11 protein-coding genes are annotated in these 15,947 nt (G+C 71.6%); 2 read left to right on the top strand and 9 right to left on the bottom strand.

From position 1 onward, the window contains the following. Nucleotides 1-718: 718 nt before the first annotated feature. Nucleotides 719-3,727: a hypothetical protein gene (locus tag KF823_06910; protein ID MBX3725633.1), complete on the top strand. Its 3,009-nt coding sequence runs from the start codon at nucleotides 719-721 to the stop codon at nucleotides 3,725-3,727. 363 nt (nucleotides 3,728-4,090) lie between these two features. On the opposite strand, the gene KF823_06905 is transcribed toward KF823_06910, so the two are convergent. The 7 genes from KF823_06905 to metG all read right to left on the bottom strand — a co-directional run bounded on the left by KF823_06905 (nucleotide 4,091) and on the right by metG (nucleotide 11,544). Continuing rightward, on the bottom strand, nucleotides 4,091-5,455 hold the full coding sequence (locus tag KF823_06905) for a helix-turn-helix domain-containing protein (protein ID MBX3725632.1): 1,365 nt from the start codon (nucleotides 5,453-5,455) through the stop codon (nucleotides 4,091-4,093). 86 nt (nucleotides 5,456-5,541) lie between these two features. Next, on the bottom strand, nucleotides 5,542-6,516 hold the full coding sequence (locus KF823_06900; GenBank protein MBX3725631.1) for a CPBP family intramembrane metalloprotease: 975 nt from the start codon (nucleotides 6,514-6,516) through the stop codon (nucleotides 5,542-5,544). Next, nucleotides 6,491-6,838, bottom strand: a complete 348-nt coding sequence (locus tag KF823_06895) for a 4a-hydroxytetrahydrobiopterin dehydratase (GenBank protein MBX3725630.1) — start codon at nucleotides 6,836-6,838, stop codon at nucleotides 6,491-6,493. The genes KF823_06900 and KF823_06895 overlap by 26 nt, the downstream gene beginning before the upstream one ends. A gap of 68 nt (nucleotides 6,839-6,906) precedes the next feature. After that, complete coding sequence (rsxB, locus tag KF823_06890; protein ID MBX3725629.1) at nucleotides 6,907-7,452, bottom strand: electron transport complex subunit RsxB; 546 nt, start codon at nucleotides 7,450-7,452, stop codon at nucleotides 6,907-6,909. Further along, the gene (gene rsxA / locus KF823_06885; GenBank protein ID MBX3725628.1) at nucleotides 7,452-8,033 is read right to left on the bottom strand and encodes an electron transport complex subunit RsxA; all 582 of its coding nucleotides are present in this window, start codon (nucleotides 8,031-8,033) and stop codon (nucleotides 7,452-7,454) included. The genes rsxB and rsxA overlap by 1 nt, the downstream gene beginning before the upstream one ends. Then, a complete protein-coding gene (locus tag KF823_06880; GenBank protein MBX3725627.1) occupies nucleotides 8,026-9,354 on the bottom strand; it encodes an amino acid permease in 1,329 nt (442 codons plus the stop codon). The genes rsxA and KF823_06880 overlap by 8 nt, the downstream gene beginning before the upstream one ends. Before the next feature lie 42 nt (nucleotides 9,355-9,396). Further along, entirely contained in the window at nucleotides 9,397-11,544 is a 2,148-nt protein-coding gene (metG, locus tag KF823_06875; protein ID MBX3725626.1) for a methionine--tRNA ligase, read from the bottom strand. A gap of 91 nt (nucleotides 11,545-11,635) precedes the next feature. Between metG and apbC the strand changes: the two genes are divergently transcribed. After that, nucleotides 11,636-12,715: an iron-sulfur cluster carrier protein ApbC gene (gene apbC / locus KF823_06870; protein MBX3725625.1), complete on the top strand. Its 1,080-nt coding sequence runs from the start codon at nucleotides 11,636-11,638 to the stop codon at nucleotides 12,713-12,715. Between the two features lie 196 nt (nucleotides 12,716-12,911). On the opposite strand, the gene KF823_06865 is transcribed toward apbC, so the two are convergent. Further along, nucleotides 12,912-13,739, bottom strand: a complete 828-nt coding sequence (locus KF823_06865) for a ThuA domain-containing protein (protein MBX3725624.1) — start codon at nucleotides 13,737-13,739, stop codon at nucleotides 12,912-12,914. Next, a complete protein-coding gene (locus KF823_06860) occupies nucleotides 13,736-15,907 on the bottom strand; it encodes a hypothetical protein (protein MBX3725623.1) in 2,172 nt (723 codons plus the stop codon). The genes KF823_06865 and KF823_06860 overlap by 4 nt, the downstream gene beginning before the upstream one ends. Nucleotides 15,908-15,947: the final 40 nt, after the last annotated feature.

Genomic DNA, 15,947 nt, shown 5'->3' with positions numbered 1-15,947 from the left:
CCCGGCGGCACGCGCTTGGCAGAAGGGGTACGGGCCTGACTGGGGCGGTGTCTTGGAGACGACGCCAATCAGGTCTCTCAGAGGGAGAGCAGGTCGCGCTCCACTCCGGCAACCCCGAATCCCGAATCCCGAACGCAAACCCCGACCCCGAACCCGACCCCGAACCCGACCCCGAACCCGACCCCGAACCCGACCCCGAACCCGACCCCGAACCCGAACCCGACCCCGAACCCGACCCCGAACCCGAACCCCGAACCCGAACCCCGAACCCGAACCCCGAACCCGAACCCCGAACCCGAACCCGAACCCCGAACCCGAACCCGAACCCCGAACCCGAACCCGAACCCCGAACCCCGAACCCCGGTCCTCAAACCCCGGTCCTCGAACCCCGGTCCCTGGTCCCCGGTCCCTGGTCCCCGGTCCCTGGTCCCCGGTCCTCGAACCCCGGTCCCCGGTCCCTGGTCCCTGGTCCCCGGTCCTCGAACCCCGGTCCCCGGTCCCCGGTCCCTGGTCCCTGGTCCCCGGTCCTCGAACCCCGGTCCCCGCTCCCTGGTCCCCGGTCCCCAGTCCCCAGTCCCCAGTCCCCGGTCCCCCGCCCGACCGCTCGAACGAGTCGAAGAATCGCGGCATGACGCGATCGTCCCAGCGGTTCGTCGCATCCATCCATGGCAGGGCGCTCCTGGGTCAGGGCACAGTCCGGCGCCGGAGGACCACCACCATGCGCACCCTGATCATCATTCTCGCGTCAGCGATCCAGGTCGGTTCGGCCTGGGCCGATGTCGTCAACCCGCTGCCGTTCGACCTGCTCTATGTGCGGGCGCCGCGCCCCAGCAATGGCCCGATGCCCGGCCACCCCGAGAACGGCGCCAGCGTCTGGCCGGATACGGTCCGTCCGCTCACCCCCGATGCCGGCGCGGTGCTGGTCCGGCTGCGCCCCGACGGTACCCGGCAGGTGATCTTTCCGTTGGAATCGCACCGTCCGCTGCTCGACACGCCCGGCGGCTCGCCCCTGTCGGTGGGATCGGTATCCGACCCGAATGTCTCGTTCGACGGTCAGCGGGTACTGCTGACCTGGTATCACGACCTCACCACCGGCAACCCCCAGCGCGGCGGCCTCTCGGCGGCGGGGGCGGATCTCTACGTCCTGGACCTGGGCACCCTCCAGGCCCAGCGGCTCACCACCCAGCGCCATACCCCCAACCTGGGCAATGGCGCCAACTTCGGGCCAGGCCCGAACAGCAACCTGCCGCGGATCGGGGTGTTCAACACCGGCGGCACCTGGGCGCCCGGCGGCACCATCGTGTTCACGTCCACCCGCAACAACGTGCTGCCACCGAAGGTGATGGACGTCGGCCAGCGCACCCTGCAGCTGTTCCGGATGGACGCCGACGGCGCCAACCCCGAGCTGGTCGGCCACCTCAACCTGGCAATGGCGCTGCACCCCCAGGTGCTGGCCGACGGCCGGATCATGTTCTCCAGCTGGGAGGAGCAAGGGCTCAGGGACGAGCGCAACTTCCCGCTCTGGATCATCGAACCCGACGGCCGCGCCTGGAACAGCCTCAGCGGATTCGCGGAGTTCGGCATCACGCACCACTTCGCGACCCAGATGCCCGGCGGCGACATCGTCGTCACCCGCTACTACAACCTCAACAACAACGGCTTCGGCGACCTCATCCGCTATCCGCTCGACCCGCCCGGTCCCGACTTCCTGACCGGTGATCCGCCACCCTTCGGCCCGATTCCGTTCGCCCGTCGCGACCCGGGCCAGCCTGGCGAGCTGCGCCGGGTGCTGACCCCCTGGACCACGCCCGACGACTTCCCGGCACCCTGCCCCGGCAGGGAGCACGATCCCTACGGCTCGGCCGAGCCCGGCCAGTGCGCAGGCACTGCACGCCGGGGCAAGGTGACGCAGCCTGTCGCGGTACCCCCGCTTCCGGGTGTGGGGGGTCCGGCCGCGGAAATCCTGGTCGCCTACTCACCGGGACCCGCCAACCACAACGGCATCTATCAGGGCACCGGCACGGCGTTTCCCTGGTACCACGGCGAGATCCGCCTGATTCCCGACGGCAGCGTGGTCCCGACGCCGCCGGCCAACGTACCCGGGCCGCCGTCCGGCATGCCGCTGGTGGTGCGCGAGCTGGGCTTCAACCTCCAGTGGCCGCGCCCCGTGGTGCCCTGGTCGGCCCTGCACGGCGCCAGCGAGCCGCCGCTGCGTCCTGGCCCGAACGACAGCCAGATCATCGCCACCGGACTGGTTCCGGGTGAGCCCTTCGGCCTGGTCGGATCGTCATCCCTGATCTGGCGCGAGACCGAGCCCGCGCTGGGTCCCTGGTGGGGCGACCGCGATCCCTGGAACCCGGGCAACCTGGAGACGGTGTACTCGTGGGTCCGACAGGGCGCCGACGCCGGCGTCTACGGCGACGACGACATCTGGGGTTTGCGCGTGCTCGCCATGGAGCCGCAGACCGACCGCTCCTACCCCTGGAACAGCATCGAATACCTGGCGGTGGGCGGCGAGCGTCTGAGGATCCTGGGCGAAGTGCCGACCCGCGGCGCGGCCTCGGGCAAACCGCCGGGAGCGACCAGCATGCTGCCGGACGGAAGCATCGCGCCGGACACCTCGTTTCTGGTCAAGCTGCCCGCCGATGTGCCCTTCACGTTCCAGACCATCGACCGCAATGGCCTGACGCTGAACATGGCGCAGACCTGGCACCAGTTGCGGCCGGGCGAGGCGCGCTGGGACTGTGGCGGGTGCCATGCCCACTCAAAGCAGCCCATGCCGTTCCCTGGCACCGCGGCCTCCAGCCCGACCTATCCGGTACGCGACCTTGCCCGTACCACGCCCTTGTTCGTGCCGGCGGCCGGCGGCGGCGAGCCGACCGTCCAGGCCGTGGCCAGTCCGCAGGTCACGGTCGAGTACTTCGCCGATGTGCTGCCGGTGTTCGAGTCCCGTTGCGCGAGCTGCCACGGTGCGAGTTCGCCCGCGGCAGGACTTCCGCTCACCGCCGCCGCGGGCACGATCGCCGGCTGGCCCGCCACTATCCACCGCCTGCTGTTCAACGGCGCGGGTGCGGCGCCGCCGGTCCAGCCGACCCGCCTGGTCCGGTCCTACCAGGCGCGCCAGAGCCTTCTCGTCTGGGCGCTCTGGGGCGCCCGGCTGGACGGTCGCAGCAATGCCGACCGACCCGACGACCTGGACTTCGCCGGACATCCTCCGATTCCGGGGCTCTCCTCAGCGGAACGCCTCACGGTCGCCCGATGGATCGATCTGGGCACGCCTGTGGAGCTGGTCGCATGGAACCAGCCCGGCCAGCCACCCGGCCAGCAAGCCTTCTGGGGCTTCCACGAGGACGACCTGCGGCCCACCCTGGTGGTCCGGCCCGCCGCGGATGCGGCCAGCGAGCCGGTTTCCGTCATCCAGATCTCCGCCTTCGACACCGCGTCCGGTGTCAACCCGGCGACGCTGCGCGTCACCGCGAGTCATGCGCTGGGCGGCGTGCCGGCCGGCACCAACCTCGCTGCCGGCCTGGCCCTGGACCCGTCCGGCTCGGTCGCGAGCCTGTCGCTGCCGTCGGCGATACCGCCCGGCAGCCCGATCGTGGTCACTGTGCGGGTGCGCGACCATGCGGGCAACGAGACCGTGGTCGAGCGGCGCTGGCGGATGCCGGGCGATCTCCTGTTCGCCAATGGCTTCGAGGCCGGCGGCGGGGCGGGAACGGCCCCCTGACGGGTGGTTACCGCACCCCTTGGTCCGCACCCGATGAACCGGCCGGGACGAATGCGTCGTTCCGGCCCTGGGCCATCCCGGCGCCGCGCCCGGCCTGGCGTGGCCATCCGGGTCATTCGCCCGGTCCGCGGTTCGGTTCCACGCCCTCGCTGCGCGAACGCGCAGGACCGGTGCAGCGTCGCGCGGCCAGGCAGCCGGCGCGGTCGATCAGGCCAGGACGGGGATGGGCGGTGTGCGGACCCGCCGGTCAGCTCGGCATGACGGCCGTTCTCGCCCGCTCAGCGGGACAGGCGGTCGCCCGGGTCCCGGCGATCGCCGGCGTCGGTCTCGGTTCCAGACAGCGGGCCGCAGCGATTCCTGGCATCAGTCTCCGTTTCTGAGCGACGACGGTGGCAGCCCCCAGTGCGCCCGAAAACGCCGGGAAAAATGCCCGGGGTCGCCGAAGCCGACCCGCTCGGCGATCTCGCGCACGGTCAGCTCGCCCTCCTCGAGCATCTTTCTGGCATGCCGCATCTTCACCGAATCGATGAGCTCGCTGGGCGTGCATGCGGGTGCTTCGGCGAGTCGCCGCTGCAGCGTACGAAGCGAGACATGCAGCGCGGCCGCCAGTTCGGCGGGGGTGATCGAGCGCGCCAGGCGGGCTTCCACTGCCGCGGCCGCACGCTGCGCGAACACGGCCGCCGGATCATCGTCGATCATGCCGGCTGCCGGGACCGGTTCGTCCAGGGCCGGCGCACCCTGCCGAAATCCGTCGTTGCCGGCGGGCCGGCCGACCCGTTCGAGCATCGCCGCGCGCCGCCGCCGTGCAAGGGCAACCGTCGCGAGCACAGCGACGCCCAGCATCGATGCTGCCAGCGCGAACCAGACCGCGCCCCGCGGGCCTGAGGAGGCTGCTCCCGCCTCCATCAGCACCACCCTGCGCCACTGGTCCGGATAGCCGTAGTCGCGGCCCTCGGTCCAGCTCCAGGGCCAGTAGCCCGAGCCGCGCAGGCTGGGTTCCGGGCCGCCGGCATCCGTTGAACCGGAGGCGGCGATTCCGGCCAGGCTGGCGAGGTCGGGTTCGCGCATGGCGAACGGGGCGTGATCGAAGAGCCAGTCGTTGGTGGCCAGACCGAGGCCAAGCTCCATGCCGGGCGCGGCGCGCTCCATGCCCAGCAGCGGCCACGGAATCTCCAGCTCGGCAAGCCAGCCGCCTTCGACCTCCCTGGTCGCGGCGCGAAAGCCGGCTCCGGACCTGAACCGCTTGGGTACCCGCACCCCCGGCGCCTGGGCGATCAGCTCGTCGCCTTCGAGCATGGCCTTGGCGCCGCCCAGCGCAACCAGCAATTGCACGTCGTCGGCGCGCATCCTCGGCCCGCCGTCGGCACGGGCGTCCAGATAGACCTCGACCGAGTCGAACTGGAACACCTGGCTGGATTCGAGGCCTTCCGGCGCCGCCACAAGGTCGCTGTCCCGCACCTCGAACGCGACCCAGAGCGCACGTTCGTCCCAGACCACCCGCGCGATCGTGTGGTTTCCCAGGGGCGGCTTCAGCTCGGGCTCGGTGTACTCGATGCGCAGCGCCGCCTCGTCCCGCCAGTCATCGAGTCGCCCGTCGACCGCGAGCATGCCGGCCCGATGGGGAATCTCGAGCGCCAGCACCTGCGCGGACGACACAGGGGGTCCGGCCAGGCCACCCGGCGCCAGGCCCAGGCAGCTCAGCGCGAAGGTCCACCGGACGGCGGTCATGGTCCCATTGGGCAACGTCGCCCGCGCGCCCGCCCCGCGCCGGAACACGGACGTGGCGGCCGGGCAGGCTGTCCTGGCACGGCCTGCTAGAGGGCGGGCATGAAGAAGCGCGCCCCGATTTCCGCGTTGCGCATCACCCAGGGCGGCGTCATCGCCATCAGGCAGACGCTCAGCACGACATGCGACACCGCCAGCGGCAGCACGTAGGGACGCCGGAAGTAAAGCTGCGTCCAGACGAAGGCGCCCAGGCAGGTCGCGCACATCAATGCGAAGTTGGGCGCGTGCAGCAGGCCGAAGAGGGCGGCGACGATGGCAGCGGCCAGCGGCTCGCGGCCCCGGGTCAGACGCAGCGCCTCGCGTGCCAGCACGCGGTTGATCAGCCATTGCTGGAAGACCGCCCAGGCCGCGTAGCGCGCCAGCTTGTCCGGACCCGGCCAGCGCACGACATGGTCCGGCGCAGCCAGCCAGCGGTAGGCCAACAGCAGCCCGATCACCACGGCGGTGAACGCCAGCGCATTGCGCCAGGCGGCCAGGTCGCCCGGTGAAAGACGCAGCCGCGACACGTCGCGCTGCCCGACGATGGCGCCGTAGGTCAGCCCGAGGATGAACACCAGGGCGGCGCTGGCGCGGGTGTTGTCCTGCACGCCGCCGAGGATCACCACCACCAGCGGACCGGCCAGGGTCAGCGCCAGGTTCCACGAGGGCGGCGCCTCGCCCTTGAAGAAACTGCGCCGGAGCACGTAGGCGACCGGGATCAGGTAGAGCGCCAGGGTCAGGAACCAGACGACATCGGGGATCACCAGGGCGCCGGCGGCATAGCGCTGGTACAGCACGTTGGCCGGCAGGCCCGTCGCGGCGGCGCGCTGTTCCTCCATCCACAGGGCGCGTTCGGGGATGTAGGCGGCCAGCAGGTCCGGCGCGGGGCGCAGCACCGGCGCGGCATGCCAGTGCGACAGCACGAAGTAGACGGTCAGGGCGACCGTCACCAACCACAATGCCGGCAGCCAGCGCGAGACGGGGCCGCCGTTGCCGGCCTCAGGCGGCGCCGTCAGCGAGTGCATCGACCTTGGCGGCACAGATGAAGTCGTTGCGCGACAGACCACCCACGTCGTGGGTGGAGAAGCGCACCTTGACGTAGCCCCAGCCCAGTTCGAGGTCGGGGTGGTGGTTCTCCTGCTCGGCCATCCAGCCGATCGCGCTGGCGAAGGACAACGCCGGGAGGAAGCCGTCGAAGCGGAAATTGCGGCCGATCGCCTTGCCATCCTCGCGCAGCGACCAGCCCGGCAGGGCGGCCAGCAGTTCGCCGAGGGCGGTGTCGTCGAGACGGTGTTCGGGGCCCTTGAGCGGCCGGCAGTGCTCGGCGCGCAACGTCGAAACGGACATGGCGGATTCCTGGTCGGGTCGGTCGCAGTATAGCCGCGGCGCGGTGCGCACCCGGCCCGGCGGCGGCGTCAGTGCGGCAGCGGCACCCTCGGCGCCGGCCGGCGAAAGCCGCGCAGCGGGGTCGGCAGGGGCACCAGATCGATACAGTCGACCGGGCAGGGCGGCAGGCACAGTTCGCAGCCTGTGCAGTCCGCGGCCAGCACGGTGTGCATGCGCTTGGGTGCGCCGACGATGGCGTCCACCGGGCAGGCCTGGATGCACAGGGTGCAGCCGATACAGCGTTCCTCGTCGATCAGCGCCACCTGCGGCGGCTTCTCCACGCCGCGAGCAGCGTCCAGGGGGCGCGGCTCGCGGCCGAGCAGGTCGGCCAGGGCACGCACCGTGGCGGCGCCGCCCGGCGGGCACTGGTTGATATCGGCCTGCCCGTCGGCGATCGCCTGCGCGTAAGGACGACACCCCGGATAGCCGCACTGGCCGCACTGGGTCTGCGGCAACAGGGCATCGATGCGCTCGACCACCGGGTCTCCTTCGACGCGGAGGCGCCGTGCCGCCCAGCCCAGCAGGAGCCCGAGCAGCAAGGCCAGGCCGCCGATCGCCGCCACCGCCGCCAGCATCAGCCGCGGCCCATGCCGGCGAAGCCCATGAAGGCCAGGGACATCAGGCCGGCGGTGACCAGGGCGATCGGCACGCCGCGGAAGGGTGCCGGCACCGGGCTCGCCTCGAGGCGTTCGCGGGCGGCCGCGAACAGCAGCAGCACCAGGCCGAAACCGAGCGCGGCGCCGAAGCCGGCCAGCATCGCCTCGAACAGGCTGCGCTGCGCCCAGGTGTTCAGCAGGGCGACGCCGAGCACCGCGCAGTTGCTGGTGATCAGCGGCAGGAAGATGCCCAGCGCCTGGTACAGCACCGGTGCGGTGGCGCGCAGCACGGTCTCGGTGAACTGCACGCTGGCGGCGATCACCAGGATGAAGGCCAGGGTGCGCAGGTACTCCAGGCCGAACGGCTCGAGCAGCCAGCGGGTCACCAGCCAGCACAGGCCCGAGGTGAGGGTCAGCACCAGGCCGGTGGCCAGGGCCAGGCCGAGCGCATTGTCCAGGCGCCGGGACGTACCCATGAACGGGCACAGCCCGAGGAACTTGGTCAGCACCACGTTGTTGACCAGGACGGTGCCGACCAGCAACAGCAGGTAGTCAGCCATCCGCGGTGGCATCCGTCGCCGCCGGCGGTGGCCGCCTGGCGCCGGTCAGCCGCCAGGCGATCCAGACCAGCGCGGCCGTTGCCAGGGCCCCGCCCAGCATCGGCCAGGGCGAACTGAACAACAGCAGGGCACAGGCCGCCAGCGCGCCGGCGCCGTACAGGCGGTCCCGCCCCGTGGCCGGCGCGGCCGGCGAGCCGACCAGCAGGCTCAATCCGGCCGCGGCGTAGGCGATCACCACCAGCAGCACCACCATGCCGACCAGGCGGCCGAACTGCTCGCCGACCGTCGGTGCCGAGGTCAGCACCGCGACCAGGCTCATGCCCACGGCGATCACCAGCAGTCCGCGGCCGGCGGCGCCGTTGCCGCGCACCGGTCCGAACAGCGCCCAGGGCAGAAAGCCGCGCGCGGCGGCCCGTGCGCCGGTCTCGCCGCTGACCAGCATCCAGCCACCCAGGGTGCCGGTCGCCTTGATCGCCGCCGCGGCGGCGACCAGCCAGAGGCCGAGCGGACCGAACAGCTGACCGGCGACCAGCGCGAACGGCGCGCTGGAACCGGCCAGCTCGGCGGCCGGCACGATACCCATCAGCAGCACCGAGGCGAGCACGTACACGCAGCCGGCCAGGACGATGCCGGCCAGGGTGGCGCGCGGCACGTTGCGGTCGGGATCGCGCACCACGCCGGCGATCATCGCGCCGGACTCAAGGCCGACGAAGGCCCAGAACACCGGCGCCAGGCTGGCCAGCACCACCGCCGCGTCGCTGTCCGAGGTCCGGTTCCAGCCACCCGCGAAGGTGTCCGGGTCGAACTGCTGCCAGCCGAACAGCAGCACCGCGAGTACCGGCAGCAGCCCGAGCACGACCGTGGCGCCCTGGAAGCGCGCCACTTGCCGCGGGCCCAGCAGGTTGAGCGCGAACACCAGCCAGATCAGGGCGAGCTGGCCGGCAAGCTGGACGCCCGGCTCATGGCTGGCGAAGGGCAGCAGGGTCGCCAGGTAGCCGAAGGCGGCGACGGCGATGGCGTTGTTGCCGATCCACGACGCCAGCCAGTACAGGGTGGCGGCCAGGAACCCGGCGTCGCGGCCCAGCGCCGGCCGGACGTAATCGTCGGCGCTGGTCATCGCCGGGTGGGTGCGCGCCAGTCGCGCAAAGGCGCCGCCCAGCAGCACCGCCAGGGCGGTGCCGACCAGCCAGGCGATCCAGGTCACGCTGCCGCTGCGCGCCAGGGTCGCCGGCAGCAGGAAGAAGCCGGCGCCGATCATGTTGTTGGCGACCACGAAGGTCGCAAGGACCGGACCGATGCGGCGTGCCGAGGTTGCTGCCATGCCGCTTGCCTCTCCGTGGATGGGCGCCGACCGCGCCGGGGATCACTTCACCGGCATGCCGGCCTGGGCGCCGGTGTCGACATCGAGCAGGAAAAGCTCGCCGCCGCCGCTGCCGGCCGACAGGATCATGCCCTCGCTCATCCCGAAGCGCATCTTGCGCGGCGCCAGGTTGGCGATGAACACCACGTGCCGGCCGACCAGGGCGGCCGGCTCCGGATAGGCGGCCTTGATGCCCGAGAAGATCTGCCGGCGGCCAAGCTCCCCCGCGTCCAGTTCGAAGCGCAGCAGCTTGTCGGCGCCCTCGACCGGCTCGCAGGCCAGCACCTTGCCGATGCGCAGGTCGAGGCGGGCGAAGTCGTCGATGGAGATGGTTTCGGGGCCGGGATTCGGGGCCCGGGACTCGGGACTCGGGGTGGGCGTGTTCTGGGGACCGGGGACGGATTGGGGACCGGGGGGCGTTGCCGTGGCGGCCTCGGCAGGGGGGGCGGCGAGGGTGTCCTTGCTGGCTTCGATCATGGCGGCGATGTGCTTGGGGTCGATGCGGGTGAGCAGGGGCTGGTAGGCGGCCAGTGTCCGACCGGAGATATCGACGGCATAGCTGTCTACGGTCCACCGCCCGGCATCTTCGCCGAGCCAGCGACCGACCGCTGCCGCGATTGCAGGCAAGACCGGCGCCAAGGCTATGGCCATGGCTCGGAACCCGGCGATGCCAACCAGCAGGGTGTCGCCCAGTTCGTCATGCCGGCCTGAGTCCTTGGCCTGCTCCCACGGTTTGCGCTCGTCGATGAAGCGGTTGAGTCTGTCCGCCACTGCCATGATGTCGCGTACGGCAGCCGCGAATTCGCCACGTCGGAAGGCCTCCCCCACACGCGTGCCCAGTTGGCGCACGTCGGCGAGGTGCCAGGCACACGAAAACTCCGCGCTGGGCTCCGAGGCCGACAGCCTGGGCAAGGTGTTGCCGAAGTGAGTCGCCAGCAGCTTCGCGCAGCGGCTGGCGATGTTGACGAACTTGCCGACCAGGTGGGAATTGACCACGTCGACGAAGGCCTTGAGGTCGAGGTCGAGGTCGTCGACGCCGCCGCCGGAGACGGTCGCGTAGTAGTAGCGCAGGTACTCGGGTTCCAGGCCGGCATCCAGGTAGGTGCGGGCCTGGATGAAGGTGCCGCGCGACTTGCTCATCTTGGCGCCGTTGACGGTCAGGTAACCGTTGACGTGCAGGCGGGTCGGCAGGCGCAGGCCGGCGCCGTGCAGCACGGCGGGCCAGAACAGGCCGTGGAAGTTGACGATGTCCTTGCCGATGAAGTGGTGCAGTTCGGCCTGCTCGCCGGGCGCCAGCAGGGACTCCAACGTGGTGGCATCGGCGCCAGCCACGCCGCCGCCGTCGAACAGCGCCGCCAGGCTCGACAGGTAGCCGATCGGCGCGTCCAGCCACACGTAGAAGAACTTGCCCGGGTGGCCGGGGATCTCGAAGCCGAAGTAGGGCGCGTCGCGCGAGATGTCCCAGTCGCGCAGGCCGCCCTCGGCATCGATCCATTCGCGCAGCTTGGCCTTGACGCCGGGCACGGCGACGTCGCCGGCCAGCCAGTCCCTGAGCACACCGGTGAAGTCGCCGAGCCGGAAGAAGAAGTGCTCGGACTCGCGCAGCACCGGGGTGGCGCCGGACACCACCGAACGGGCGTCGACCAGGTCGGTGGGCGCGTAGGTGGCGCCGCAGGACTCGCAGTTGTCGCCGTACTGGTCGGCGGCGCCGCAGTTCGGGCAGGTGCCGCGCACGTAGCGGTCGGGCAGGAACATGCCGCGCTCGGGATCGTAGAGCTGGGCGATGGCGCGCCGCTCGATGTGGCCGCCGGCGTCCAGCGCCCGGTACAGCCGTTCCGCCCACTGCCGGTTGCGCGCCGAATGGGTGGAGCCGTAGTGGTCGAAGGCGACATGGAAATCCGCGAAGTCGCGCTCGTGGCTGGCCTGCATGGCGGCGATGAAGTCCTCCGGCGAGACGCCCTGCTTCTCGGCCGCCAGCATCACCGGCGTGCCGTGGGTGTCGTCGGCGCAGACGAAGTGCACGGTGTCGCCGGCCATGCGCCGGGCGCGCACCCAGATGTCGGCCTGGATGTAGCCCACCAGGTGGCCCAGGTGCAGGTGGCCGTTGGCGTAGGGCAGGGCGTTGGTGACCAGCAGGGGCTTCGTCGGCATGCGCGGGCGGGACCTCGGGGGCCGCGCATTATCGCACCCGGCGTGCGACCGCGGCCTACAATGGCCGCCCCGCAGCAAGGAAGGTGAGGCGATGGCAGGCGTCGAGGACAGGGTGCGCGAAGTGCTGGCCGGGATCGTCGATCCCCATACCGGGGTCGACCTGGTCGCCGGCGGCGCGCTCAAGGCGGTGGTCGAGGGCGGCGGCCGGCTGGCGGTCGACCTGGTGCTCGGCTACCCGGCGCGCTCCTGGCTGCCCGTCCTGCGCGATCAGGTCGCCGCCGCCCTGGCGGCGGCCGGCTTCGCCGATGCCCTGGTCGGCGTCGACCAGCGCGTGGTCGCCCACCAGGTGCGTGCCGGGCTGACGCCGCTGCCTCAGGTGCGCAACATCATCGCCGTCGCCTCCGGCAAGGGCGGCGTCGGCAAGTCGACCACGGCGGTCAACCTGGCCCTGGCCCTGGCCGCCGAGGGCGCCCACGCCGGCGTGCTCGACGCCGACATCCACGGCCCCAGCGTGCCGCGCATGCTGGGCGTGTCGGGCCGCCCGGACAGCCCCGACGGCAAGCGGATCGTGCCCAAGCAGGCGCACGGCCTGCAGTGCATGTCGATCGGCTTCATGATCGACGAGGACACGCCGATGATCTGGCGCGGTCCGATGACCACCCAGGCCCTGCAGCAGATGCTGACCGAGACCGCCTGGGACGACCTGGACTACCTGGTGATCGACCTGCCGCCCGGCACCGGCGACATCCAGCTCACCCTGTCGCAGCGCGTGCCGGTGTCCGGTGCGGTGATCGTCACCACGCCGCAGGACATCGCCCTGCTCGACGCGCGCAAGGCGCTGGGCATGTTCCGCAAGGTCGAGGTGCCGGTGCTGGGCGTGGTCGAGAACATGAGCACCCACGTGTGCGGCGCCTGCGGCCACGTCGAGCCGATCTTCGGCGAGGGCGGCGGCGCGCGCATGGCGCAGCAGTACGACGTGCCCCTGCTCGGCCAACTGCCGCTGGCGCTGGCGATCCGCGAACAGGCCGACGGCGGCAACCCTACCGTGGTGGCCGCGCCGGACTCGGCCGAGGCGGCCGCCTATCGCGCCATCGCCCGCGCCGCCGCCGGTCGCCTGAGCCTGCGCGCGCGCAGCAAGGAGCTGGGCCTGCCCAGCATCGTCATCGAGTAGGGGCCGACGGGCCACCCCGGATCTTTCGTGCGGCCGCTGCTGCGGTCGACGACCTTCGCGCCGTGGCACGGTCCGCTCCCGTTGGCCGGTTCGACGGAGCCATCCGCATCACGACGCGATCTCGAAGGCCTCGCTACGCATTCTCAAGAAGCATCCTGGCGCGTCGACGCCGGCCCGCGCGACCATTGGCGCCCGCTCAGCGTGACCCGCGGTCGGCCGGAAGATCGGATTCGAATCCGGTCGACAGCAGGCCGTCGCCGCTGGCCCAGACCAGGCCGCCGAGCAGCAGCCTGCGGAAGCGCGGATCGGCGTAGGTCTCGATGCGATGTCCCAGCGCGGTGTACCAGGACCGGCCGGCGTCGACGCCGCGCCGCCAGGTGATCGGATGGTCGGCGCCCATGGCGCCGCCGCCGGGGGCGTAGCTGCCCTCGTCGATGCGCAGCAGCACGGTCACCGCGGGGCGCGGGTTGGCCTGGAAGTTGTACCACTCGTCGCGGAAGCCGAACCGCGCGGGCAGGTGGCGGGTGGCGCGGTCGTCGCCGGCTTCGACATCGAGTTCGGCGTCCTGGATCGCCGGATGGCTGAGGAACCAGGCGTCGCCGCCGAGCAGCTCGCCGTAGAAGGGCCACTGGTATTCGGTGTCCGCGGCGGCATGGACGCCGACGAAGCCGCCGCCGGCGCGGATCCAGGACTCGAAGGCCTGCTTCTGGGCGGCATCGAGCACGGTGCCGGTGGTGTTGAGGAACACCACGGCGTCGAAGCCGGCAAGGCTGGCGGCGGAGAACTGCGCCGGATCCTCGCTGGCCACGGCGACGAAGCCGTGCTGCGTGGCCAGGGCCTGCAGCAGCGCGTGCCCGGCGGGGATCGAATCGTGGCGGAAGCCTGTGGTGCGCGAGAACACCAGGACCGTCGGCCCCGAGGTGCCCGTGGTCGCGCCGGATGGACGGTCCTCCCCGTCGTGCGCCGGGGCGGATGCCAGACCGGCTGCGGCCAGAAGCAGGCCGCAGCCGGCCCGCCGGATCATGGCTGGAAGCTGCCTGCGAACACGCGGTCGTGGGTGGCCTCGAACCAGGTCAGCAGCTCGCGCAGGGCCAGCGGCGTGTTCTGCGCCGCACCCTGACCGACCTGGTTGGTCGGCGTGGCGCCGTGGCAGCCGTCGCAGGCGCGGACCTCGCCGGGCTGCACGGTCAGCCAGTAGCGCTCGCGCACCACCGGCTCGCCGTTCGGGGCGTTGACCTGCCAGGACAGCGCTCGCCGCGCCGGCACGAACATCGCCACCGAGCCGTCCGCGGCGATCGCCACCGAGCCGGGCGGGCCACCGGGGTTGCCGGGATTGAAGCGGACGGCGGCGGCGTCGTTGAGCCAGCGCGCCAGCACCCGGCGGCCGGGCCGCGGGTTGGCGGTGCCGCCGTAGCCGCGCACCTGGTCGCCCTGGACCACCTGGAAGTGGGCGATGTCGTAGACCTGGCCGGTACCGGTGACGGTCTGGACGCCGCCCGGCACGCGCAGGTTGAACGGCTGCTGGCGATCCGGGCCGTCGCGGGTGGTGGCGTCGCGCACCACCACCAGGCCCAGGTCCCAGGCCTTCAGGAACGCCTGCAGCGAATCCAGGCTGCTGCCGGCCTGGGCGAACGCGGCGGCCTCCGGCGCCTCCAGGCCCGGGTCGTTGACCACGGGCGGGCGCGGCCGCGCGCGCACCGGGACCGGCGAGAACTCCCACATCGGGCCGTTGTAGGTGACCATCACGTCCGGGCTCCAGAACTGGACCTGCCGGGTGATGCCCTGGGTCAGCGCCGTGCCCGGGTTCACCCGGCCGTCGCCGCCGACCACCAGCCGGCGGATCCGGAACGCGTACGAGGACTGCGGATTGGCCAGGTTGCCGAGGTTGGCGGCATAGGCGGCGGTCGTGGTGTGCGCGGCGATCAGGCTGCCGTCGGAGAACACCGCCGGATTGCGGTAGCGCGCGAAGCCGGCCGGCGCCGGCGACGGGAAGCCGGCGCCGCTGCGGTCGCTCAGGTACTGGACCTGCAGATTGCGCGCCTGCAGGTGCGGCGGCGCCAGGTAGCTGACCAGCTGGCCGGAGGCGTAGGCGCCGAACTCGGGCGCGTCGATCGACAGGTAGCGGCCCGGCGTGGTCGGGTCCTCGATGGTCTGCAGCAGGTGCAGCACGTTGTTGCGTCCGGACGGCGCGCCGAAATGGTTGATCAGCGGGTCGGTGTTGATGCTGGCCTCGAAGTAGGCGTGCAGCTCGTGGCGGCCGATGTGGTTGAGCGATTCCTCGCCGGTGCCGTCCGGGCGGATCATCCAGGGCATGAAGTGGTTGATGCGGTTGCCGTGGAAGATGCCGGTGGGCAGGCGCGGTTCCGGGAACACCTCGCTGCGGTCGGGCAGGCGGGCGGCGTCGACGGCCTCGCTGGCGTAATTGAAGGCGCCGTGCGGATTGCTGGATGGGTTGTCGCCCTGCTGGTCGCGCATCAGGTGGTCCCAGCGCGTGAAGACCAGCCGACCGTAGCTGTCCACGAACGGATGGAACGAACCGGACGGGCTGTGCTGCAGCAGGGACAGCCGGCCGCTGCCCGCCTCGATCTTCCACAGGCCGGTCGGCGTCGGCGCCGATTCGTACTCGTCGAACTGCGGGTACAGGTGGCGCTGGCCGTTGCGCGGCCGGTCCGAGGAGAACACGATGCTGTCGTCGGCCAGCCAGGCGGCCTCGACGTTGTTGTAGTTCTCCGGCTGGGTCGCCAGCCGGGTGATGGTCGCGGCCTGGCCCTGGCCCAGACCGGTGACCTCGTAGATCTGCCAATAGTCGCTGCGCACCTGGTACTGCTGGGTGGGCGCGCCAACCACCATGGAGAACAGCGCCTTCTGACCCGACCAGTGCACGTGCGGGTCGCGCACCGAGATCGCCTGGCCGGTCTGCATGCCGACCATGCCGAAGCCGGCCTCCCGGGTCAGGTTGCGCAACGCGCCGTTCGGATAGCAGATCATCAGGTCGCCGCCGCGCCCGGCGTTGCCGATACCGCCCAGGTGATTGGCGAACACCGAACCGATGCTGCCGAAATCGTTGGGCACCGGATACTGCAGGACGAACAGCACCGGCTCGGGCAGGCCCGCGCCATTGCATTGGGTTTCCGAGGCGCCGGCCGGGGGCGGGACCAGGAAAAGGGCCAGGAGGGGAAGCAGACGACGCATGGCGGGAGTCACAAGGGGGCAGTGGCGGCGGACAATAACA

The organism is Lysobacterales bacterium (genome assembly GCA_019634735.1).
GTDB lineage: Bacteria > Pseudomonadota > Gammaproteobacteria > Xanthomonadales > UBA2363 > Pseudofulvimonas.
The sequence above is the reverse complement of the archived record's forward strand: the minus strand, read 5'-3'. Positions and strand labels throughout refer to the sequence as shown.

Excerpts from the sequence above, each read along its gene's own strand:
- KF823_06910 (MBX3725633.1), top strand. The coding sequence starts at position 719 with ATGCGCACCCTGATCATCATTCTCGCGTCAGCGATCCAGGTCGGTTCG.
- KF823_06860 (MBX3725623.1), bottom strand. The coding sequence starts at position 15,907 with ATGCGTCGTCTGCTTCCCCTCCTGGCCCTTTTCCTGGTCCCGCCCCCG.
- KF823_06905 (MBX3725632.1), bottom strand. The coding sequence starts at position 5,455 with ATGACCGCCGTCCGGTGGACCTTCGCGCTGAGCTGCCTGGGCCTGGCG.
- apbC (MBX3725625.1), top strand. The coding sequence starts at position 11,636 with ATGGCAGGCGTCGAGGACAGGGTGCGCGAAGTGCTGGCCGGGATCGTC.
- rsxA (MBX3725628.1), bottom strand. The coding sequence starts at position 8,033 with ATGGCTGACTACCTGCTGTTGCTGGTCGGCACCGTCCTGGTCAACAAC.
- KF823_06900 (MBX3725631.1), bottom strand. The coding sequence starts at position 6,516 with ATGCACTCGCTGACGGCGCCGCCTGAGGCCGGCAACGGCGGCCCCGTC.
- metG (MBX3725626.1), bottom strand. The coding sequence starts at position 11,544 with ATGCCGACGAAGCCCCTGCTGGTCACCAACGCCCTGCCCTACGCCAAC.
- KF823_06880 (MBX3725627.1), bottom strand. The coding sequence starts at position 9,354 with ATGGCAGCAACCTCGGCACGCCGCATCGGTCCGGTCCTTGCGACCTTC.
- KF823_06865 (MBX3725624.1), bottom strand. The coding sequence starts at position 13,739 with ATGATCCGGCGGGCCGGCTGCGGCCTGCTTCTGGCCGCAGCCGGTCTG.
- rsxB (MBX3725629.1), bottom strand. The coding sequence starts at position 7,452 with ATGCTGGCGGCGGTGGCGGCGATCGGCGGCCTGGCCTTGCTGCTCGGG.
- KF823_06895 (MBX3725630.1), bottom strand. The coding sequence starts at position 6,838 with ATGTCCGTTTCGACGTTGCGCGCCGAGCACTGCCGGCCGCTCAAGGGC.